The organism is Rhodanobacter ginsenosidimutans (genome assembly GCF_042655685.1).
GTDB classification, from domain to species: domain Bacteria; phylum Pseudomonadota; class Gammaproteobacteria; order Xanthomonadales; family Rhodanobacteraceae; genus Rhodanobacter; species Rhodanobacter ginsenosidimutans.
This window is the reverse complement of the sequence record NZ_JBHSMM010000002.1, coordinates 135,694-157,899: the sequence shown is the minus strand read 5'-3', so window position 1 is coordinate 157,899 and position 22,206 is coordinate 135,694. Positions and strand designations below refer to the sequence as shown.

18 protein-coding genes are annotated in these 22,206 nt (G+C 64.3%); 7 read left to right on the top strand and 11 right to left on the bottom strand.

Annotated elements, in window-relative coordinates; genetic code table 11:
• Positions 1–21 precede the first annotated feature (21 nt).
• The 4 genes from ACFPK0_RS10460 to ACFPK0_RS10445 all read right to left on the bottom strand — a co-directional run bounded on the left by ACFPK0_RS10460 (position 22) and on the right by ACFPK0_RS10445 (position 5,374).
• Positions 22–2,073: a hypothetical protein gene (locus ACFPK0_RS10460; protein WP_377340580.1), complete on the bottom strand. Its 2,052-nt coding sequence runs from the start codon at positions 2,071–2,073 to the stop codon at positions 22–24.
• On the bottom strand, positions 2,073–4,082 hold the full coding sequence (locus ACFPK0_RS10455; RefSeq protein ID WP_377340578.1) for a tetratricopeptide repeat protein: 2,010 nt from the start codon (positions 4,080–4,082) through the stop codon (positions 2,073–2,075). Before ACFPK0_RS10455 ends, ACFPK0_RS10460 begins: the two co-directional genes overlap by 1 nt.
• 78 nt (positions 4,083–4,160) lie before the next feature.
• Positions 4,161–4,598, bottom strand: coding sequence for a pilin (locus tag ACFPK0_RS10450; RefSeq protein ID WP_056077897.1), 438 nt, complete (start codon positions 4,596–4,598; stop codon positions 4,161–4,163).
• Positions 4,599–4,933: 335 nt separating this feature from the next.
• Positions 4,934–5,374, bottom strand: coding sequence for a pilin (locus ACFPK0_RS10445; protein WP_056077900.1), 441 nt, complete (start codon positions 5,372–5,374; stop codon positions 4,934–4,936).
• Positions 5,375–5,700: 326 nt separating this feature from the next.
• Between ACFPK0_RS10445 and ACFPK0_RS10440 the strand changes: the two genes are divergently transcribed.
• Both ACFPK0_RS10440 and ACFPK0_RS10435 read left to right on the top strand, forming a co-directional pair.
• Entirely contained in the window at positions 5,701–7,821 is a 2,121-nt protein-coding gene (locus ACFPK0_RS10440) for a S9 family peptidase (protein ID WP_377340575.1), read from the top strand.
• A 300-nt stretch (positions 7,822–8,121) separates the two neighbouring features.
• Positions 8,122–8,619, top strand: a complete 498-nt coding sequence (locus tag ACFPK0_RS10435; protein ID WP_377340573.1) for an REP-associated tyrosine transposase — start codon at positions 8,122–8,124, stop codon at positions 8,617–8,619.
• A 113-nt stretch (positions 8,620–8,732) separates the two neighbouring features.
• Here the strand turns inward: ACFPK0_RS10435 and corA are convergent, their stop codons facing one another.
• From corA to ACFPK0_RS10410, 5 genes are all read right to left on the bottom strand, one after another.
• Positions 8,733–9,749, bottom strand: a complete 1,017-nt coding sequence (gene corA, locus ACFPK0_RS10430) for a magnesium/cobalt transporter CorA (RefSeq protein WP_056602698.1) — start codon at positions 9,747–9,749, stop codon at positions 8,733–8,735.
• A gap of 54 nt (positions 9,750–9,803) precedes the next feature.
• The gene (locus tag ACFPK0_RS10425; RefSeq protein WP_377340570.1) at positions 9,804–11,015 is read right to left on the bottom strand and encodes a lipoprotein N-acyltransferase Lnb domain-containing protein; all 1,212 of its coding nucleotides are present in this window, start codon (positions 11,013–11,015) and stop codon (positions 9,804–9,806) included.
• 128 nt (positions 11,016–11,143) lie between these two features.
• Positions 11,144–11,989, bottom strand: a complete 846-nt coding sequence (locus ACFPK0_RS10420) for an HlyC/CorC family transporter (protein ID WP_056077928.1) — start codon at positions 11,987–11,989, stop codon at positions 11,144–11,146.
• 134 nt (positions 11,990–12,123) lie between these two features.
• Complete coding sequence (gene ybeY / locus ACFPK0_RS10415; RefSeq protein WP_377340567.1) at positions 12,124–12,669, bottom strand: rRNA maturation RNase YbeY; 546 nt, start codon at positions 12,667–12,669, stop codon at positions 12,124–12,126.
• A complete protein-coding gene (locus ACFPK0_RS10410; RefSeq protein ID WP_377340565.1) occupies positions 12,666–13,649 on the bottom strand; it encodes a PhoH family protein in 984 nt (327 codons plus the stop codon). Before ACFPK0_RS10410 ends, ybeY begins: the two co-directional genes overlap by 4 nt.
• A gap of 113 nt (positions 13,650–13,762) precedes the next feature.
• Between ACFPK0_RS10410 and ACFPK0_RS10405 the strand changes: the two genes are divergently transcribed.
• A complete protein-coding gene (locus ACFPK0_RS10405) occupies positions 13,763–14,158 on the top strand; it encodes an RNA-binding S4 domain-containing protein (protein ID WP_377340563.1) in 396 nt (131 codons plus the stop codon).
• Positions 14,159–14,333: 175 nt separating this feature from the next.
• Here the strand turns inward: ACFPK0_RS10405 and mutS are convergent, their stop codons facing one another.
• Both mutS and ACFPK0_RS10395 read right to left on the bottom strand, forming a co-directional pair.
• On the bottom strand, positions 14,334–16,874 hold the full coding sequence (gene mutS / locus ACFPK0_RS10400; RefSeq protein WP_377341201.1) for a DNA mismatch repair protein MutS: 2,541 nt from the start codon (positions 16,872–16,874) through the stop codon (positions 14,334–14,336).
• A gap of 116 nt (positions 16,875–16,990) precedes the next feature.
• Positions 16,991–18,796, bottom strand: a complete 1,806-nt coding sequence (locus tag ACFPK0_RS10395; RefSeq protein ID WP_377340561.1) for an FAD-binding oxidoreductase — start codon at positions 18,794–18,796, stop codon at positions 16,991–16,993.
• Between the two features lie 143 nt (positions 18,797–18,939).
• On the opposite strand from ACFPK0_RS10395, the gene ACFPK0_RS10390 reads away from it, so the two are divergent.
• The 4 genes from ACFPK0_RS10390 (at position 18,940) to ACFPK0_RS10375 (ending at position 22,205) form a co-directional block, all read left to right on the top strand.
• Entirely contained in the window at positions 18,940–19,791 is an 852-nt protein-coding gene (locus ACFPK0_RS10390; protein ID WP_056077942.1) for a LytTR family DNA-binding domain-containing protein, read from the top strand.
• Between the two features lie 100 nt (positions 19,792–19,891).
• Complete coding sequence (locus ACFPK0_RS10385) at positions 19,892–20,401, top strand: CinA family protein (RefSeq protein ID WP_056077945.1); 510 nt, start codon at positions 19,892–19,894, stop codon at positions 20,399–20,401.
• A gap of 117 nt (positions 20,402–20,518) precedes the next feature.
• Positions 20,519–21,556, top strand: a complete 1,038-nt coding sequence (gene recA / locus ACFPK0_RS10380) for a recombinase RecA (protein ID WP_377340558.1) — start codon at positions 20,519–20,521, stop codon at positions 21,554–21,556.
• Positions 21,557–21,704: 148 nt separating this feature from the next.
• Positions 21,705–22,205, top strand: a complete 501-nt coding sequence (locus tag ACFPK0_RS10375; RefSeq protein WP_377340556.1) for a regulatory protein RecX — start codon at positions 21,705–21,707, stop codon at positions 22,203–22,205.
• Position 22,206 lies beyond the last annotated feature (1 nt).

The following is a 22,206-nucleotide window of genomic DNA, read 5'->3' as shown; positions in this document are numbered from 1 at the left end:
AGCATTGCGGAACCGGTCCGCTTATCGCGGGTTTATCAGCACCCGGAGTTCTTCCACGCTGTCGTTCAAACGTCCACCAACATTCAGGTTTTCGAGGTTATGGAGTGCGTTCCGAGCCTCGACGTTTCGCCCTTGGGCCACCAGCATGCGCACCAGCGTAATCCGGTAGGCTGGTTCGTCGGGTTTTGCCTTGACGGCATCTTCGGTCATGCGTTCGCCCAGGTCGTGGTCGTGCAGCACGTTCCAGGCGTAGTCCCCATAGGTGGCAAGCAGGCGGGGCCTGGGGCCGGGGTGAGAGAGCGCAGCGATGAACGCCTCCATCATCCTATCAGGGGGCAGGTCGCAGTTTTTCTCCCGGACGCACTGGGTCAGCGCGCCCAGTGAGCTTTCGTCCTGTACCCCGGGCTTGGTCGCTTTCAGCTTGGCGATCATGCTGTCCCACCACGCGTCCTTCAATGGCAGGTGCATCCGCGCGTTCATGAAGATCAGTGCCTGCTCCGGAAGGATGGATGAGTTGGGCAGCGCAGCGGATTTCTCCAACGGCGCATACGCCAGCCGCGTGAACGGCGAGTCGGGTTGGTAGTGGGAATAGATGATGTAGGTGCGGCCCAACTCGTATTGCGCGCGGGGCGACTGCGGGGCGCGGGCGGCGAGATCTTCGGCGAGCCGCAGCGGGTTGCCCCAGGCATGCGCGGTGAGGGCAGTGAGGGTGGCCCAGCTCAGCAGCAGGCCGGCGAGCAGGGTGTAGCGGGGGAGCGCGAAAGGCTGGGATTGGCCAGGGTGTTCGTCATATGCGGTCGCGACTGAAGTCGCTCCTACAGGTGGGCGGGGCGGGGCGGCGAGGTAGGGAATGATGGCGAGCATCAAGCCGAAACTGGCGAAGTAGTTGCGATGCTCGTAGATCAATTCCAGCGGCAACACGGTGCCGGTGAGAAGGTGGCAGCCGAGGAACAGCGCAATGCCCAATGCCGTCAGCGGCCTGCGCTTGCGCACCCAGAACATCAGGGCTGCCATGCCGGCGAGAAACAGCATGCCGGTCAGCGTGGTCCACGGTGTCAGAAGATCCGTGGAGACGGAGAAATCATCGTGATAGAACGAGAGCGCACCAGGCGTCGGGAACAGGGTCCACACGACGTAATCGGCGACGATGCGTGCTTCGCTGAGCAGGCGCGTGCTCATGGTGAAATCGCGGGTGGACCACTGGCTCGGGTGGAACAGTCCCGGCAGCAGCCAGACCAGTCCGATGATCAAAGGCAACAACAACACCACGACGAACAGGCCGATGATGCGGTAGTCCGGCTTGTTGCAATGGGTGGGGTGCGTTTCGCCTGCCTCTGATGTGGTGGTCATTGCTGGTGGCGCCCGGAAATTCAGCACGATCCATTCGACGAGGAAGGCGTATAGCGGCAGCATCACTGCCGTTTCCTTGGCGAGCAACCCGAATACGGTGCCCAGGATGAGGCTGGAAATGCAGAGCAACAGCCCCGTGCCGGTTCCCTTGCTGGTACGAGCTGCCAGCATGCGCTGACGCCCGGCCATGTAACCGATCAGGCCCAGCAGCACGAACAGGTTCGCCATGCTCTCCATGCGCTGCACGACATAAACCACTGCCGTGAGATTGATCGGCAGCAACATCCAGGCTCCGGCAATCAGTGCCGCCGTGACACCAGCTCGACTCGCTTCCGTTGTAGGAGCGGCTTCAGCCGCGATGCTTTTGCTTCCAACAACCACCAACGCCCGCGCCAGCAAAAACACCAGCAAGCCGTTCAGCAGATGGATGATCAGGTTGGTCAACTTCATCCAGTACGGGTCTAGCCCGGTCGCCAGGTAATTGGCGGCAAAGCTGAGCGACGCCAGTGGACGCTTGAACTCGCTGGATGGGGAGGAAAGCGCGGCGCGAACCAGCGAAGGCAAGCTGGCATCGGGCGGTTGCACGCCACGGTTCTCGACGATGTTGGGGTAGTCGTCGAACAGGAATCCACCACTGAGGCCGGACCAGTAGACGGCTATCGTGGCGAGTATCGCCGCCGCGAAAATCAGATTGGGCAGCAAGCGGCGGGTAGATGCGCGCATTATCGAGTGGCACCCCGATCAGGATTCGAAGGCCCAGTATTGACGTTTGCAGCACGTGCGTCGAGGTTCAGCTGATGACGCAAATGAGCCAGCTCGTTGGGCCAGTAGTGCTGATATGAAAGAACCCATTCGTGCAGCATCGGCATACCAAAACGTGCGGGCATCGTTCGCTCTTTGACCTGTTCATAATGGTCGAGCAACTGCAGACCTTGCTGAGGGTAGCCGGCTGAACCAAGCACTGCCGCGCCCTTCAGAGCAAGCGCAGGGCGTACCTGGAGATCCAGCGCCCGTTTGAAATCCAGCAACGCCGCATCGGCCTGGTGGCGTGCCAGTGCAACCGTGCCGCGCAGGTAGACCAGATCTTGTTGCCGCCCTGCGCCAGCCAGCCTGGGATTCTGCAAACCCGCATTTATGAGGTCAAGAAGTACGTCGGGAGTCAGCCCAGGGCAACTACCCGCCATCGCGACTGGCAGGGTGCGTTCAAACCAGTGGGCGAACAGCGAGCCGGTATTCGCGCTGCCTTGCATCGCTACGCGCGCGGCATCGATGTCCGCTTGTGTGATGCCACCGGTGAGGCAGTGCGCACCGATCAGGTTGAAGGCCAACTGGCTTTCATCGGGCTTGGTTGCCAGAAGCGCCTGCAATCGTTGAGCGGCCTCTTTTGGTTGCCCCGATTGCATCAGGATTTGCGCCGCGTTGGCCTGTGCACGCGGTGAATCCGGATTGATCTGTGCCCAGACCAGGGCCTGGGTTCGCACATTCCCCCACACGGTGGCTCGTGCATGTGTCATCAGCGCCAGACCCAGCGGCAGTGCAATCATCAGAATCTGTTTGGGTAGTTTCAGCTTGCGCGTGTCCGCGAGCCATAAGCCCAGGGGCCAGAACATCAGCAATGCCGGTACGTAATTACGGTGTTCGAAGTACAGCTCCAGCGGAACGGAAGTGGACTCAAGCAGGTGGCCGGCGAAAAAGAACAGTACGGCGAGAGACCATGCCGTATAACGCCGTCGGAACCACCACGCCCCCGAGATGAGTACGACCACCGCCAAGAGCGCCCATAAGGTTGAGAGCGGATGGATCAGTGAAGTCGATGCGGCGTATTGGTCATTGAACAAACCGCTGGAGAACGGGCGGGGTAGCCATAGCAGTGACAGGTAATCCATCACCACGCGCGGCTCGGTCAGTAGACGTTGCGCGTAGGTCCACGAGCGGATGCCTGCATTGCCACCGTGGAGCATCCCGGTTGCACCAACACGCACCAGGTACAGGCAAATGCCCGTTGTGGGAATGATGGCAAAGAGCCACATTACGAGACGATGTGCGCGCTTTTCCCGCGCTTGAGGGACAGGGCGTCGTGAACCCAGCAGGATCGCTTCGATCACCAATGCGTAACATGGCAGCAATATGCCGTTGGCTTTGGACAGCACACCCAACACGGTGAATCCACCCAGCCCGAGTACGCTCCAGATCAGTCCGGAGCGCAGATGCCCCGTGACCAAACGTTCGCGTCCGTGGAGCCAGGTCAACAAGCCGGCCAGCACACAGGTAGCCGGCAACATCGCTTCGCGTTGCACGATGTACAGCGTGGTGGAAACCAGTAAGGGGTGCAGCAGCCATAGCGCGGTGCCAAGCAAGGCGGCGGCTCGATAGCGTGCGGTGTCGGCAGTCAGCAGTTGGCTGAGTTTGGCCAGCAGGATGTACAGCAGGGCACCGTTGACCAGGTGCACAGTCAGGTTGGTGCGCTTGAACGGGAAGGGGGCGGCTGGCCAGTTGTGGGCGTCAATCAGAAAGGTCAGCAGGGTCAGTGGGCGACCTGTGGGATCGGCTGTGCCGGAGGTGATATAGCGCCAGAACGTCGACCAACTATCTACTGGGCCGGCCGCCCCCAAGCTGGGAAGATTCGCGAAATCGTCAAACAGGAAGCTGCCATGAAGGCCGGGCCAATAACATAGGATCACGGCACTGAAAAGCATTAATAAAACAATCAGTATTCCATGGCGCTTTTGCATCAATAACAATCCGAAATTAAGAAGGGCCGCACGTGGCGGCCCTTCCAGCGCAATCAGATCTATCCAGGAAAATCAGAACTATTTGCGGCACGAGGTTGGCAGATACTTCGTGTCGACGTCGTCGCTCTTGCAAGTCCACTCGATACTGCCCGCGTGGGTGATTGCCGAGAACTGAAGTACCTTATCCTGAATCTTCGTGTTTGCATTGGTCTTGTTGTACTTCGCTGCGATGACACCAGCCGTAGTGCTGACGTCGACCGAAGCCACATATTTACCGGAGATACTTTCCGCCGTAGCCAAGCCAGCAGATGCATTCTCCGAGGGGAAATGCCCCGTATTGCTGTAGAACTCCGCAATTGCGGTCTTCGCACCGTCCGACAACACTGCGCCCTCCGACACCTGCGAGCGGATCAGGTAATCCTGATACGCTGGAATCGCGATGGCGGCGAGGATCGCGATGATCGCGACCACGATCATCAATTCGATCAGGGTAAAGCCTTTCTGCATGCTCTTCATGTTGGTTCCCTTGTGTTCTGGTTAGCTAACCGGTGATGCCCCCTGAGCTCCAGTCCCGTTCCCCCTAGGCGGGATGGGACTCCCCTTACTCGCGGTCAGGATGACCAGGAAGCTCGCGGCAAAACAAAGCAGGTTGCATGCCATGTCTGCCGCTGACGTATTGGCGCATATCTGCGGGTGTAGGGATTGTGCCCATGATCACGAAAGCGCACAAGGCTGGGGCAGATGCTCATTGACTTACCCTATTGCGGTGGACGGCGTCGGGTGTAATGGCTGTCAGTGCTTGTCACGTTGTGACGCTGATGGTCAGTTTGTGCATGATTATCTGTGTCGAACTATGGGCGGCACGAGGTGGGCAAGTACTTCCGGTCGACCGTGCTCGGCGTGCACGTCCATGTGATGCTGCCAGCCCCGGTGACGGGCGAGAGGATGAGGTACTTGTCGGTACCGTTGATGTGGGTGTTGGCCTTTGCACCTTGGAAGAGCACTTTGATCTGTCCATTGGCGACGTCGACGTCGGATACGTAGGCGCCGGTGATGGATGTGCTTTTTGCCAAACCGGCTGAGTGATTGTTCGGTGGAAAACGCCCGGTGTTGGAAACGAAATCCCAGATCGCGGCCTTGGCCCCCGAACCAAGACTCATCCCCTCCGTCACCTGCGCCCGGATCAGATAGTCCTGGTAAGCAGGGATGGCGATGGCGGCGAGGATGGCGATGATCGCCACCACGATCATCAACTCGATCAAGGTAAAACCGGCGGAAATACGTTGGCGCATGATGGACTCCCCTGTCAGTTGAGCGGAGGAGGCACGTTTTGTACCAAGGGCGTGGAAATATCGTTGCCTGGGCGGTTGGGGGCGTAGGCGGAGGGGCATTGCCTTCGAAGATGAGATGGACGTCACGGAATCCGGCGTGCCCGCAACGGCTGCTTGGCGGAGGCGGCAACGCGGTTGCGGGAATTTCGGCTTGTCGCGACGGACGAATGCGCAAAGTATGCCCGCGTGTGGCAGGACGTGACTCCGAAGGCCGGTGTTGATGCAGCGCACCTTTGCCCGCCCCGCGTGCGCGGTTACCTTGGCGCTTTATTTACCAAGGACTCGCCATGAAACCTCTGATTGCCTGCCTGCTGCTTGCGCTGGCGTCCGCACCTGCGCTGGCGGCGGATGTCGATGTGGTGGACACCACGTTCGCCAAGGTCCAGGGGGCGCATCCGTTCAACGTGCGCGATCTGGTGATGATGGATCGGGTGAGCGACCCGCAGTTGTCGCCGGATGGTCGTTATGCGGCGTTTGGTGTGCGCAGTACGGATTACGCCGCGAACAAGGGTGTCACCGCGGTGTACGTGCTGGACCTGGGCAAGGGTGGCCAGCCGGTGAAGGTGGTGGAGAAGGGCAGTTCCGCGCGCTGGTCGAATGATGGGCGCAGCCTTTATTTCCTGGCGGCGGCCAAGGGTGTGACGCAGTTGTGGCGGCTGGATCTGGCGGGCGGAAATGGGCTTGATCTTGCCCGGCACGGCGCGCCGGTGCAGGTGAGCCATGGGGTGCTGGATCTGGGCGGCTACAAGTTGTCGCCCGATGGCGGGCGGGCGCTGCTGTCGTATGAGGTGTTCACCGACTGCGCCAACCTGGCGTGCACGCATGAGCGGTTGGCCGCGCGCGAGCAGGACAAGGCTAGCGGCACGCTGTACACCAAGCTCTTTGTGCGGCATTGGGATACCTGGGCCGATGGCCGGCGCAACCAGCTGTATGTGGCGCGGTTCGACGGCAAGGGGCAGTTGCCCGCGGAGCCGACCTTGCTCACTCGCGGCATCGATGGCGATGTGCCGAGCAAGCCGTTCGGTGACGATAGCGAATTCACCTTTGCGCCGGATGGCAAGAGCGTATTTTTCGACGTCCGCATCGCGGGCACCACGGAGCCGTGGTCGACCAATTTCGATGTGTATCGCGTACCGGTGGATGGCTCGGCGGCGCCCACCAACCTCACCGCGGACAACAAGGCGTGGGATGGGTTTCCGGTGGCGTCACCTGACGGCAAGACGCTTTATTACCTCGCGATGAAGAAGCCGGGCGCCGAGGCCGATCGTTTCGCGATCATGGCGCTGGACTTGGCCACGGGTGCAAAGCACGAGGTGGATCCCAAGTGGGATCGCTCGCCTGGTGGCTTGGCCATTTCGGCCGATGGCAAGACGCTTTACGCCACGGCCGATGACGAAGGCCAGCATCCGCTGTTTGCGATCGACACGGCCAGCGGCAAGGTGCGCAAGGTGGTGGGTGATGGCACCGTGGGCGGCTATTCGCTGGCGGCCGACAAGCTGCTGCTATCACGTGACGACCTGAAACGGCCTGCCGATCTGTACCTGGCGGGCACCGATGGCAGCCATTTGAAGCAGGTCACCCATTTCAACGCAGCGGACCTGAAAAACGCCCAAGTCGGCGACGCCGAATTCTTCAACTTCAAGGGCGCCGATGGCGCGAATGTGCAGGGTTACGTGGTGAAGCCGGCGAACTACCAGCCCGGTAAAACCTATCCGGTGGCCTTCATCATCCACGGTGGTCCGCAGGGCGCGATGGGCAATGGCTGGAGCTACCGCTGGAACCCGCAGACCTACGCCGGCCAGGGTTTTGCGGTGGTGACGGTGAACTTCCACGGATCCACCGGCTACGGCCAGGCATTCACCGACTCTATTTCCGGTGACTGGGGCGGCAAGCCATTGGAGGATCTGAAACTCGGCTGGAAGGCCGCGCTGGACAAGTACAGCTTCCTCGACGGCGACCGCGCCTGCGCCATGGGTGCCAGCTACGGTGGCTACATGACCTACTGGATTGCGGGCGTCTGGAACGAACCCTGGAAATGCCTGATCGACCACGATGGCGTATTCGACACCCGCGCCATGTACTACGAAACCGAAGAGCTGTGGTTCGAGGAAATGGAGAACGGCGGCACCCAGTTCGACCACCCCGAAAACTACGAGAAATTCAACCCGATCAACCACGTCAAGGATTGGCGCGTGCCGATGCTGGTCATCCACAGCGCCAAGGATTTCCGCATCCCCCTCACCCAGGGCCTCAGCGCATTCACCGCCCTTCAGCGTCGCGGCATCCCCAGTGAATTCCTCACCTTCCCCGACGAAAACCACTGGGTGCTGAAACCGCACAACAGCGTGCAATGGCACGACGCGGTGAATGCGTGGTTGAAGCAGTGGACGGCGGCGGGGGCGCGCTGAGACCGGTGGCCCAAATTGTAGGAGCGGCTTCAGCCGCGACCCCGCAGCCCCGTCGCGACTGAAGTCGCTCCTACAGCGGGCTTGAGGTTTTTTTGTAGGAGCGGCTTCAGCCGCGACCCCGCAGCCCTGTCGCGACTGAAGTCGCTCCTACAACGGCTTGAGGTTTTTTGTAGGAGGGGCTGCGGCCGCGGCCGATAGGTTCACCCGTAGCGTTGCGCTTACCCAAGTTTCCTCCGGTAACCACAGGCAGAACCGCTTGGGCCCATTCCCGCGTCATCGGTTTTCCGTCACGTTGACCGGATGATCATGACGTCGGGTCAGGGACACCACAGCTTGCGGATTGGGCGCCGTTCGTTCGCTGGCCAGGTTTATTTGCTCACTACGGTCACCTATCTGCGCAGGCCATATTTTCTTGATGCCGACGTGGCCCGGTTGGTAGCCCGTTCGCTTTCATCTCCGGAGCGTTGGTTTCCCAGCCGCTGCTTGGCTTGGGTATTGATGCCGGACCATTGGCATGGGCTGGTGGAATTGGGGGACGACGAAACGCTGGCTGTCGCCATGCAGCGAATGAAGGGTGTCACGGCGCGGCTCACTGGAATACACGATCGACAGGTCAAGCCGCTTTGGGCGAAAGGGTTTCATGATCGCGCTTTGCGCCGCGATGAATCCGTCCGATGCGCGGCTCGCTACATCGTGGCCAATCCGGTGCGCGCAGGGTTGGCTGAAACGGTGAAGGATTATCCCTATTGGGATGCGTGCTTCATGGACCAGGAGGGCGCAGTCGAGGGGTTCGACTGACCGCCGCGGCACGGACGTCGAACCACTTTTGTAGGAGCGGCTTTAGCCGCGACCTGGTAGTCCTGTCGCGACTGAAGTCGCCTACAGAGGGCTGAGGTTCCGTAGGAGCGTCATCACAACCACTTCGCTCGCTTCAATCCCAGGTAGATACCGCCCACGATGCAGCCCATGACCACGATGATGGCGGGGTAGGCCCAGGGGCGGCTGAGTTCGGGCATGTGGGTGAAGTTCATGCCGTACCAGCTGGTGAGAAGGGTCGGGGCGGCCAGCATGGCGGCCCAGCCGGCGAGTTTTTTCATCACCTCGTTCTGGCCGAAGGTGACCAGCGAGAGGTTGACGTTGATGGCGGCGGTGAGCATCTCGCGCATGGCGCTGATCGACTCGTTGACGCGGAACACGTGGTCGTAGACGTCGCGGAAATAGGCGCGCAGCTTGTCGGGAATCAGGTTGGGGTGCAGCCGCACCAACTGGCTGATGATGTCCTGCAACGGTGCCACCGCCAGGCGCAGGGTCATCAGGTCGCGTTGCATGTCGTACAGGCGACGCACGGTGGTGCGTTTGAAGGTTTCGGCGAAGATGTCCTGTTCCAGTTGCTGCAGTTCTTCGCGGAAGTCGCGCACGATCGGCAGCAGGTTGTCGACAATGAAGTCGAGCACGCTGTAGAGGCCGTAGCTGGGCCCTAGCGCCAGCAGTTCGGGAGTGTGCTCGCAGGTGCGTCGTGCGGGCGCGTACGACATCGATGCGCCGTGCCGCACGGTCACCAGGTAGCGCGGGCCCAGGAAGATGTGCGTCTCGCCGAAGGTCAGTTCGCCGCCGGTGAGTTGGGCGGTCTGCACCACCAGGAACAGGGAGTCGCCGTAGGTCTCGAGTTTGGTGCGCTGGTGGGCGTTGTGCGCATCCTCGATGGCCAGGTCGTGCAGGCCGAACTCCTCCTGCATTTTCTCCAGCAGCGTTTCGTCGGGCTCATACAAACCAACCCATACGAAGGTGTCGGGTTGCGCCAGCACGTCGCTGATTTCATCCAGCGTGATCTCGCCGATGCGTTGGCCATCGCGCCGATAGGCGATGCAGTTGACCACTTGCTGGTCGGGCGGCGTGGACGGGGCAACGGGCGGCGGGGCGAGATTCATCGACGCATGATGCCCCGCTGCCCCAAGTGGGGCAATGAAACGTAGGGCGTTGCCCTAGCAGGGACGACGCAAACGCCAGGCCAGCATCAGCCAGATCGGCAGCGCAAACAGCAGCCAGGGCTGGTTCTGCTGCACTACGCCGGGTAGCAGGTGCAGCATGACCGCGACGATCGTGGCCAGCAGTTGCGCCGCGATCACGCCGTCGATGAAACGCGATGGGGTTATGCCACGGCGCGCGCGCCACAGCGAAGGCAGCAACAGCCAGGCCAGCGGATTGAACAGCAGCAGGTTGGCATTGGCCCAGGCCGAGTGATGCGCGGTCAGCGTCCACAACACCAGCAGCACCAGCCCCACGATTCCGGCGGCCAGCGCGTAGAGCATCCCCAGCAGGGTGAATCCGGTGGGCCAGAAGCGTCGCGCCAGCAGCATCAGCAAAGCGATACCCAAGCCCGCCAGCGCCAATGGCCCGCGCAGGTCGGGTGCACTGGCCGGCGGCGTGTCGAGACGGTTCGCCGACACGATGCGGCTGTCCGATACCAGCGGCTGCAGTCCACCCTTGCCGTCGTCGACGCGCACGTTTTCGACGGCGCTTTGCAGGACCATCGGAATGAAGCTCTCCTGCCACAGCGTCAGCGGGTGGTCGGCGTACGGCCCCAGGCCCAGGTCGAGCACCAGCATCAGCGCGGGTTGGTTGCTCATCAGGCGCAGCGTTTGCTGGCGGTAGGTCATGCCACCGGGCCGCGCTGCGAGCTGGGCCTTCAGCGCGCCGCCCAGTGCCTGGTCCAGCGCGTTGCGTACCCGCGTGGCGCAATTGTCGACGTAGTAGTCGTAGCCGTAGTGGCTGTTTTCCGGGCGCAGGTTCCACAGCAGGAAATCGCGCAGCGCACCGGCTTGTGCCGTATTCAGCGCCAGGCGTTGGCGGGTGATCGAGCGGCCGGTCTCGATGTAATAGCTTTCGTCGATATTGCTGAGCGCCGCGCCCATCATGTAGTTCATGCGGCCGCGGGCGAAGTTCAGGAAGAAATTCTCCTGGTCGAAATCGAACTCGCCGTAATTGAAATTGACCGACTCACCCGAGACCGTGTCGCGCACCTGCAGCGCGTCGTGGCCGAAGCGCTCCCAGTAGGTTTCGCCCGGGCCGTAGGTGATCAGCGCGATCTCCAGATTGGCCGCCGGCGCGTTGGCGACGCTGGCGTGGGTTGGCGAAGCCAGCAGCCATGACATGGCGATGAAGAGCGCGAGGGCGATGTGGCGCAGGGGTGTCATCGCAGGGTTCCGGTTGCGGTAGGTGAGGCGGTACTTGTGGGAGCGACTTCAGTCGCGATGCTTTTCGCTGATCGGGCAAAGAGCATCGCGACTGAAGTCGCTCCTACAGGGGCAGCATCCGCAAGGATCTACTCGGCCTGGCGGGTGACGCGGAATTGCTGCACGCGGCGGTCGTCGGCCTGGGTGACGTGGAACAGGTAATCGTCGATGGCCACTTCCTCGTCCACTTCCGGCAGGTGGCCGAACTCGGAGGTGACCAGGCCGCCCACGGTGTCGTACTCCTCGTCGGAAAACGCCGCGCCGGTCTCTTCGTTGAAGTCCTCGATCGGGGTCAGCGCGCTGACCAGCCAATCGCCGCCGGGCTGGGCGTACATGAGGACGGGTTCTTCCTCGTCGTCGTGTTCGTCGTCGATCTCGCCCACGATCTGTTCCAGCACATCCTCGATGGTGATCAGACCGGCCACGCCGCCGTACTCGTTCACCACCAGCGCCATGTGGTTGCGCGACAGGCGGAACTCGGCCAGCAGCACGTTCAACCGCATGGATTCGGGAATCAGCACGGCCGGGCGCAGGATGGCGCGGATGTCGAAGTCGGCACCATTGCCGAAGAACTTCAGCAGATCCTTGGCCAGCAGGATGCCCAGGATTTCGTCCTTGTCCTCGCCATGCACGGGGAAGCGGGAATGGCCCGATTCGACCACGGCGGCAAGGATGTCGGGGAGGGTGGACTCGGCGGCGATCATCACGATCTGCGCGCGCGGCACCATCACATCGTCCACGCTCAGTTCGGTGACCTTGATCGCACCCTCGACCATGGTGAGGGTGTCAGCGGACAACAGTCCGTTGGTCTGGGCGGCGCGCAGTTCGTCGAGCAGTTCGTCGCGGTTGCGGGCTTCGCCAGCAAAAAGATGGCCCAGTCGATCCCACCAGGTACGGTGGGCCGGGCCGCTGGTACTACCAGGGTCGTCGTTCATTACTCGTTTGAATTCAGCCCGAAAACGGGCGGAAGGCCGATTCTAGCGGAAAAATTTTGACGGTTCAGTGGCATGGGCAAGGGTTTGGGCTTCGGCGGCCGAGTGGCGCTCCCGATCGCGCTCAGGATGCGCTCCTACACGGGAGTGTACGGATCGGGGATGTCCAGGCCAGCCAGGATGCGGGTTTCCAGCGCTTCCATGGCTTCGGCCTGCGCCTCCTCGATGTGATCGTGGCCCAGCAGGTGCAGCACGCCATGCACGGTGAGATGCGCCCAATGGTCGCGGGGTGGCTTGCCCTGTTCGGCCGCTTCGCGGGCCACCACCGGCGCGCAGATCGCCAGATCGCCGATCAGCGGCAGCGCCACGCCGGACGGCAGTTCGGCGGGAAACGACAGCACGTTGGTGGCGTAATCCTTGCCCCGGTAATCGCGGTTCAGTGCGCGGCCTTCGTCGGTGTCGACGATGCGGATCGCCAGCTCGGTGGATTTGCGCCGCCGTGCGCCGCGCAGCGCGGCCTCGACCCAGAGGCGGAAGCTGGCCGCTGCCGGTACGCCGGCGCGGGGTACGGCGTAGCCGACATGGAGGTGTACGTTTTCTTGTGGGGGCGATTTCGGTCGCGACGCTTCCTTCTTCGGGCCGGTCGCGACTGAAGTCGCTCCTACAGGGGTGTGGTGGCTCATTCGGCATCCTCGTCTTTCTGCTCGAACGCCTCGTACGCGCGCACGATCTTCGCCACCAGCGGGTGGCGCACCACGTCGCGCGAGGTGAAGAAGGTGAAGCTGATGCCGTTGACGTCGCGCAGCACTTCCACGGCCTGGCGCAGGCCGGATTTGGTCTGCCGGGGTAGGTCCACCTGGGTGACGTCGCCGGTGATCACCGCCACCGTGCCGAAGCCGATGCGGGTGAGGAACATCTTCATCTGCTCGACCGTGGTGTTCTGTGCTTCGTCCAGGATCACGTACGAATCGTTGAGGGTGCGCCCGCGCATATAGGCCAGCGGCGCGATCTCGATCACGTTGCGTTCGATCAGCTTGGCCACCCGCTCGAAGCCCAGCATTTCGTACAGCGCGTCGTACAGCGGGCGCAGGTAGGGATCGACTTTCTGCGACAGGTCGCCCGGCAGGAAGCCCAGCTTTTCGCCGGCCTCGACGGCCGGACGCACCAGCAGCAGGCGCTGCACCCGGTTGGCTTCCAGTGCCTCGACCGCGCTGGCCACGGCCAGGTAGGTCTTGCCGGTGCCGGCCGGGCCCACGCCGAAATTGATGTCGTGGGTGGCGATGGCGTGCAGGTAGCGCTCCTGGTTGGCGCCGCGGCCCTTGATCAGGCCACGCTTCACCTTGATCAGCACTTCGGGCGTGTTCTCGGCCGCATCCGCCGTGATCGCGTCGACACCGGATTCGGCCAGGTGCAGGTTGATGCGGGCGCCGGTCAGCGATTCGTCCTCGGTGCTGGCGTACAGCGCGCGTAACACTTTCTCGGCCGCGCGCGTGGCCACGTCCTCGCCGATCACCTGAAAGATGCTGCCGCGATGGTTGATCTCCACGCCCAGGCGCAACTCGATCTGCCGCAGGTGTTCGTCGAACGGACCGGACAGATTCGCCAGGCGGGCGTTGTCTTCGGGATCGAGGGTGAAATCGCGCTGGTTGAGGCCGTTGGTCATGGTCGGGCGATGCGGAGCCGCAGAAAAAGGACCGTCAGGATAACTGATGCGCGTGGCGGCACTGTCGAGAAGTGGCGGTTGCGGCGGGCGCAGAACACTCCAAAATGGCAGGCATGAACAAGCCGCAAATCCCGTTACCCGAAGTGCGCGTCGACGTGTGGCTGTGGGCCGCGCGTTTCTTCAAGACCCGCAGCCTGGCCAAGCAGGCCATCGATGGCGGCAAGATTCAGGTCAACGGTGGCAACTGCAAACCGGCCAAGGTGCTGCATGCGGGCGACCGGTTGAACATCAGCCGCGGCGAAGAAAAGCTGGAGGTGGATGTGCTGGCGCTGGCCGACAAGCGCGGGCCGGCAGCGGTGGCGCAAGGTTTGTATGGCGAGACGGCAGCCAGCATGGCCCTGCGTGAGGCGGCGCGGGAGCAGCGGCGGCTGGTGGGGGCGAGCGGGCCGGTGAAGCGGCCGGACAAGCATGCGCGGCGGGAGTTGATGCGGATGAAGGACGGGCGCTGAGATAGCGCAAAAAAGCGGGCCCTCTTCCGCCCTTCGGGCACCTTCTCCCGCAAGCGGGAGAAGGGATTTGGTTGCGCTGATTCGGGGCGCGCGCCCCACGACCTCAAGAAACCGCTCCCTTCTCCCGCTCCGCGGGAGAAGGTGCCCGACAGGGCGGATGAGGGCGCCTTTCAGCTCACCCCAACGCCTTCAGCCGATACAACGCCTCCAGCGCCTCACGCGGCGTCATGGCATCCGGATCGATATCCTCCAGTGCCCGCTCCACGGCGGATGGTTGCGTCGATGCAAACAACCCCAATTGTGGCGATGTTTCCGGTGACGACACCGGCGCACCAGCATGCTGATGCATGCCTTTCTCCAGCTCCGCCAGCGTGCGCCGCGCATCGGCAATCACCGATTTCGGCAGGCCGGCCAGCGCCGCCACCTGCAGCCCGAAGCTGCGGTTGGCGGGGCCTTCCTTCACCGCGTGCATGAACACCAGTTGCTCGCCGTATTCGACGGCGTCCAGATGCACGTTGGCGATGCCGGTGTACGTGGTGGCCAGTTCGGTCAGCTCGAAATAGTGGGTGGCGAACAGCGTGTACGCACGGCTGTGCTGGCCCAGGTGCACGGCGGCGGCGCGGGCCAGCGAGAGGCCGTCGTAGGTGCTGGTGCCGCGGCCGACTTCATCCATCAGCACCAGGCTGTTCTCGGTGGCGTTGTGCAGGATGTTGGCGGTTTCGCTCATTTCCACCATGAAGGTGGACTGGCCACGCGAGAGGTCGTCGCCGGCGCCGATGCGGGTGAAGATGCGGTCGATCGGGCCGATCACCGCGCGCGTCGCGGGCACGTAGCTGCCGATGTGGGCCAGCAGCACGATCAGCGCGTTCTGCCGCATGTACGTGCTTTTACCGCCCATGTTGGGGCCGGTGATCACCAGCATGCGGCGGTGGTCGTCCAGCACCAGGTCGTTCGGTTCGAACGGTTCGTCGCGCACTTTCTCAACGACGGGATGGCGGCCGCGTTCGATCGTGATGCCGGGGTCGTCGGTGAGTCGCGGCGCGCTCCAGTCCAGCGCCTCGGCACGCTCGGCCAGCGTGGCCAGCACATCGAGCTCCGCGATCGCGGCGGCGGCGGATTTCAGCGGCTCCAGCGTTTCGGTGAGGGTGTCGAGCAGCGCTTCGTAGAGCGCGCGCTCGCGCATCAGCGAGCGCTCTTTCGCCGAGAGCACCTTGTCCTCGAAGTTCTTCAGCTCCTCGGTGATGTAGCGCTCGGCGTTCTTGGTGGTCTGCCGCCGCGTGTAGTGCGTGGGTGCCTTGTCGGACTGGGCCTTGCTGATCTCGATGTAATAGCCGTGCACGCGGTTGTAGCCGACCTTCAGCGTGGTGATGCCGCTGGCGGCTTTCTCGCGTTCCTCCAGCTCCACCAGGTACTGGTCGGCGTGGGTGGACAGCCGCCGCAGTTCGTCGAGTTCGGCGTCGTAGCCGTCGGCGATGATGCCGCCGTCGCGCTGCAGTACGGGCGGTTGCGGCACGATGGCGCGGGCCAGAAGGTCGGCGGTTTGCGCGTGGTCGCCGATGCGTTCGACCAGGTCGCGCAGCAACGGGCTGTCCATGGTGGCGATCTGTTCGCGCAACTGCGGCGCGGTGGCCAGACCGTCGCGCAGGGTGGACAGGTCGCGTGGCCGCGCCGAGCGCAGCGCCACGCGGGCCAGGATGCGTTCCAGGTCGCCGATGCCGCGCAACTGTTCGCGCAGCGGTTCATGGCGGCGGCCGTCGATCAAGGTGCCGATGGCCTGGTGGCGGCGGCGCAGCACTTCGCGCGAGCGCAGCGGGCGGGTCAGCCAGCGGCGCAGCGCGCGGGCGCCCATCGGCGTCACGCTTTCGTCGAGCACACCCAGCAAGGTGTGTTCGGTGCGGCCGCTGGGGTGGGTGTCCAGCTCCAGGTTGCGTCGCGTGGCGGCGTCCAGCGCGATGGTTTCGCTGGCCGCTTCCACCGCCATGCCGGTGAGATGCGGCAGCGCGCTTTTCTGGGTTTCCTCGATATAGCCGAGCAGGCAGCCGGCGGCGGCCAGGCCCAGCGGCAGGCCGTCGACGCCGAAGCCGCCAAGGCCGCTGGTGCGGAAGAAGCGGTTCAACTCGCGCCGCGCCGCATCCACGTCGAAATGCCAGGGCGGACGCTTGCGCAGGCCGGGCAGCGCACTGACCAGCCGGGGCCAGGCCACGTCCTCGCACACCAGCGTCTCGGCCGGCTGCAGCCGCGCCAGTTCGGCGGCCAGCGCCTCGGCGGTGGGCACTTCGCTGAGCAGGAAACGGCCGCTGGAAAGGTCCACCCAGGCCAGGCCGTAGGCGTGGTTGTGACCGGCGTGGATGGCCAGCAGCAGGTTGTCGCGCCGGTCCTCCAGCAGTGCCGCGTCGGTCACCGTGCCGGGCGTGATGATGCGCACCACCTTGCGCTCGACGATGCCCTTGGCCTGCGCCGGGTCACCGATCTGCTCGCAGATCGCCACCGACTCGCCCAGCCGCACCAGCCGCGCCAGGTAATTTTCTGCCGCGTGATAGGGCACGCCAGCCATCGGGATCGGCGCACCGGCGGATTGCCCGCGCTGGGTCAGGGTGATGTCCAGCAGCCGCGCCGCCTTGCGGGCGTCGTCGTAGAACAGCTCGTAGAAATCGCCCATGCGGAAGAACAGCAGCACGTCCGGGTGCTCGGCCTTGGCCGCGAGGTATTGCCGCATGAAGGGTGTGTGTTCTTTCAAGAGCGCGTTCTTTGTGCAGTGGCGGTCGACATTGGGGGTGCCATCGTAGCCGCTCTGGCCGCCCGTTGTTTCGTCCCGCCGCGGCTTCTCACCTACTAGCTGCGCGTGTTGGGCACGAAGCCGTCGGCGCTCCACGCCTCGCTGCCCACGCCGTGGTGCACCACGAACAGGCCATCGGGATCATGGCGCCGCTTGGCGCGCGCCAGCCGCGGGTAGTTCGCGCCCCAGAAACCCTGCTGCCAGTCGCGCAGGAAATAGTCGCTTTCGGAGACGTAGGAGCCGGCGCCGGGCGCCACCTTGCGCAAGGCGGCCATCGCCTGATCCACGCCGCTGGCGTCGCGCCGGGCCCTGGCCAGATCGGGCGGCGTGCGGTGCAGGCCGGGGAAGGCGGGATCGCCACTGCTGCCGATGATCGCCAGCGCAAACGCGCCCAGCACGTCCGGGTGCGTGGCCGTGTCGCGGGCTCGCTCGATCGCATCGGGCGCGCCGCCGGCCAGACCCTTGTTGAAGTGAAGCCCCACGTTCCATGCCTGCGAGGCGTCGAACAGGGCGTCGACCAGCTTCGTGTTGGTTTCAAGCAGCGTGGCGGGCAGCCAGGCCGATTGGTAGGCGTGGATGAACCAGCCTACCTGGCCCTGGTCGCCGGCCCACAGCACGTGGTTGCGCGGCGCGTCGGCGCGGTCGTCCGCCACCATTACTCCGGGTGCGTGCTGGCGGAAAAATTCGGCGTCCCAGAAATGCTGCGCCGGCACGGCCAGCACCTTCAGCGGTTCGACGGCGGTGTACTCCGGGCGCGCAGCCACCCACGCCATGAACGGCGCCCAGCAGGTTTCCGCCTCGGCTCTGGTCAGGCCCTGGAACACCATGGAGATGGCCAGCGTGTCGCCGTCACTCAGCGTCATCTGCTCGCCCCAGTGCGGGTTGAACAGTGCATCGCGGTAGAAGCGCACTGCCTCGGCAATCAGGGCGCGGAAGGCGGCAGGCGAGGATGCCTTGATGCGACCGAACGCGCCGCCGAAGAACTCGGGCAACTCGAACGTGCGCAGCGTCAGCCGCGTCACCACGCCCAGGCTGCCGCCGCCACCGCCCTTGATGGCCCAGAACAGGTCAGGGTCCCGGTTTTCATTGACCACGCGGACCCGGCCGTCGGCCGTGACCACTTCGACCTCCAGCAGGTTGCTCGCGGCCGTGCCCCAGCGCTTGGAAAAACTGCCGAAGCCCCCGCTCTGCACCAGCCCGGCCACGCCTACCGTGGTGCAGCCGCCGCCTTGCACGTAGCGGCCGCCGCGCGTGGTCACTTCGGTGTACGCATCGATCCACATGGCGCCGGCGCCCACGCTCACCGCGGGCTGGGGCGCCACGGCGCAGTCGCGCGGAACGAAGCCGTCGTGCATCTGCACCTGGTTCATGTGCCGCGTCCATACCAACAGCGAGTCGGGAGCGTCGGAGGTGCCTTGATAGCTGTGGCCGCCGCCTTTCACCACCAGCCGCAGCCGGTGCTCGCGGGCGAAATCGACGGCTGCGGCGACGTCGGCTGCCGTCTCGGCAGCCACCGCGTAGACGCTGGGTTGGGAGATCCACGCGTCGGCCCAGCCGCTGGTCTGGGTCAGGGCCGGCTGGTCGCCGAGGTAGAACGGGTTCTTCAGGTGTTTCACTGCCTCGGCCCTGACGGCCGCCGGCGCTTCGGGATCGAATGGCGACTGCAGTTTCTGCAGGCGACCTCCGGTTTTGCGCCGCAGTTCGTCCCAACGTGCCTCGCTGGGCCAGCCCGGTTCGCCGGGGCGAACCTTGCGCTGCAGGAGCGGCACGAACTCGGGGGTGCTGGCCAACAGGCGCTGGGCCGGCAACAGCGAAAGGAGCGGGGCGGCCAGGGCGGCCTTGAGCAGGTCACGGCGATGCATGGGAATGTCCGGCGCGGGAGAAGTGGGGCCATGGTGCGCCAGCGAAAGCGCGCCCATCGCTGGCAAAGTGACCAATCGATCCGTCCCGGTGACGGATCGCGGGCGGCGGGGACGGTGCGTGATGCTTTGCGTAGAATCCGCGCATGAACCAGCAGCCGCATTTCGATTTCCGCGACTTCCAGCGCTGGCGGCGGCCCATCGAAGTCGGCTTCTGGGTGACGCTGGTCGTCCTCAATACGGTGTTCAACGGTCTGGTCGCGCGCATCGACCATGCCCGCGCGGCCGCATGGGAGCCGTGGGTGTCGGAATGCAGCAGCGGCCTGCTCATCCTGGCGCTGATCCCGCTGGTGGTGGCGCTGGAACGCCGCTGGCCCGTCCGCTTCGATACCTGGCGGCGCAGCCTGCCGCTGCATTTGCTGGCCACCATCCCGTTCAGTGTGGTGCACGTGGCGGGCATGGTGGCGCTGCGCAAGCTGGCTTACGCACTGGCCGACGCCCAATACCGCTTCGGCGCGCAATGGGGCTACGAGTACCTGAAGGACATCCGCACCTATTTCCTGATCATCGCGCTGATCTGCCTGTCGCGGTTGTGGCTCATGCGCTGGCAGGGCGAGGCGCGGCTGCTGGTCGAGCCGGATGAGGGCCAGGCGGCGGAGCCGGTGGATCGGCCCGATCGATTCCTGGTGCGCAAGCTGGGCCGGGAATTCCTGTTGAACGCCAGCGAGGTGGAGTGGCTGCAGGCGTCGGGCAATTACGTGAACCTGCATGTGCGTGGCCGCGACTATCCGTTGCGCACGACCATGGCGGCGATCAGCGAGCGGCTGCACCCCGAACGCTTTGCGCGGGTGCACCGCAGCTATTTCGTCAACCTGGATTACCTCGTGCAGATCGAGCCGCTGGACACCGGCGACGCCCGCCTGACACTGCGCGACGGCACCACGATCCCCTGCAGTCGCCGCTATCGCGCCAGCTTGCGCGAGCGTTTCGGCGGTTGATGGTGCGGCACCGGACGGGACGGGGCTTGGCGTGATCGCCTTGAGCGGGTAGAACAGCGTGCTTATGCGCAGCACCGCGCATTCCCGTTCGGAGAGTTGCATGGAATCGTCGTCCATTCCCACCGACGCCCAATTGATGACATTGGCCGCCGAGGTGGCCACCGAAGTGCTGCAGCACCGGCTGATGCTGGTAACGGCGGAGTCCTGCACCGGCGGTTGGGTCGCCAAGACGCTGACCGACCTGGAGGGCAGCTCGGCCTGGTTCCATGCCGGCGTGGTCACCTACAGCTACGAGGCGAAGGAGGCTTTGCTGGGCGTCAATCCGCACACGCTGGAACAGACCGGCGCGGTCAGCGAGGAGACGGTGCTGGAGATGGTTTCTGGCGCGTTGGCGCGTCTGGGCGCGGGCGTTGCGGTGGCGGTGACCGGTATCGCCGGACCGTCAGGCGGCACCGCGGACAAGCCCGTCGGCACCGTCTGGATCGGCTGGAAACGCCGCGGCGGCTACGCGCATGCGCAGCTTTTCCAGTTTTCCGGCAACCGCGAGGCGGTGCGACGGCAAACCGTGGCGGCGGCGCTCAAGGGCTTGCGCAAAACGCTGACGGAATAGGGCGACGTCGCCCGCCAGGCCGGCTTGACCGGTGTGGGATAATCAACCCTTATCGCAGCCCGTGAGACACCGCCCGGGCATCATGCTTCCATTCACAGCCCAACCGGAATACCTACGATGGATGACAACAAGCGCAAGGCGCTCACCTCCGCCCTCGGCCAGATCGAAAAGCAGTTCGGCAAGGGCGCCATCATGCGCATGGGCGACCGCGTCAACGAGGCCATCGAGACGGTGTCCACCGGGTCGCTGGGCCTCGATATCGCCCTCGGTGTCGGCGGTTTGCCCCGTGGGCGGGTGGTCGAGATCTACGGTCCGGAATCGTCCGGCAAGACCACCATGACGCTGCAGGCGATCGCCAGCTGCCAGCGCGCCGGTGGTACCGCCGCGTTCATCGACGCCGAGCACGCGCTCGATCCCACCTACGCCGAAAAGCTGGGCGTCAACGTGGCCGACCTGCTGATCAGCCAGCCCGACACCGGCGAGCAGGCGCTGGAAATCGCCGACATGCTGGTGCGCTCGGGCGCGGTGGACATGGTGGTGGTCGACTCCGTCGCCGCGCTGACCCCGAAGGCGGAAATCGAAGGCGAGATGGGCGACTCCCACGTCGGCCTGCACGCCCGCCTGATGAGCCAGGCGCTGCGCAAGCTCACCGCCAACATCAAGAAATCCGGCACCCTGGTGATCTTCATCAACCAGATCCGCATGAAGATCGGCGTGATGTTCGGCAGCCCGGAAACCACCACCGGCGGCAACGCGCTGAAGTTCTACGCCTCGGTGCGGCTGGACATCCGCCGCATCGGCGCGGTCAAGCGCGGCGACGAGATCATCGGCTCGGAAACCCGCGTCAAGGTGGTCAAGAACAAGGTGGCGCCGCCGTTCCGCCAGTGCGAGTTCGAGATCCTGTACGGCGAAGGCACCTCGCGCGAGGGCGAGATCATCGAGCTGGGCGTGGCGCAGAACCTGATCGAGAAATCCGGCGCCTGGTACAGCTACAACGGTGAGCGCATCGGCCAGGGCAAGGAGAACGTGCGCCAGTACATGCGCGAACATCCGGACATGACCAACGAGATCGACCGCCTGCTGCGCGAGCGCCTGCTGGTGCCGGTCGGCAAGCCGGCCGCGGCCGCCGCGGAAGAGGCGCTCGAGGAAGCGTGAGCCCCGTTCGGCAGCGATGCGTTGCAGCACATGGCCCGGCTCGTCCGGGCCATGTGCGTTTGGTGGCTGGCAAGCCTCTTGCGACGCCGTTGCACTACGCTCAGGGAGAACGGTTGGCGCGATCCAGCCCCATCGGATGTGCACGCCCATGAAACGCCGTCCCGGCCCGGATGATCCCGCCAAGCCCAAGCGCAGCGCCTACGACAAGGCGCTGGGCCTGCTGGCGCGCCGCGAACATTCGCGCAAGGAGCTGAAAACCAAGCTGCGTCAGGGCGGCTACGAAGGCGAGGAAACGGTCGACGCGCTCGATCGGCTGGGCGCGCAGCACTACCAGGATGACGACCGCTTCGCCGAAGTGCTGTTGCGCAGCCGTATCGGCCAGGGTTACGGCCCGATGCGCCTGCGGGTGGAGCTGAAAAGCCATGGTCTGGCCGACGCCCGCATTCGCGAATTGATGGACGAAGCCGAGGTCGACTGGGACGCTTCCGCCGCCGCGCAATTGCGCCGCCGCTATGGCGGCGCGGGCACCTCCGACCCCGCCGAACGCAACCGCCGGGCGCAATTCCTCTTGCGCCGCGGCTTTGCCGCCGCCACAGTACGACGTGTTACCCACGCCGACGTGGACGAAGCCGCCGACGATATTTCCTGAA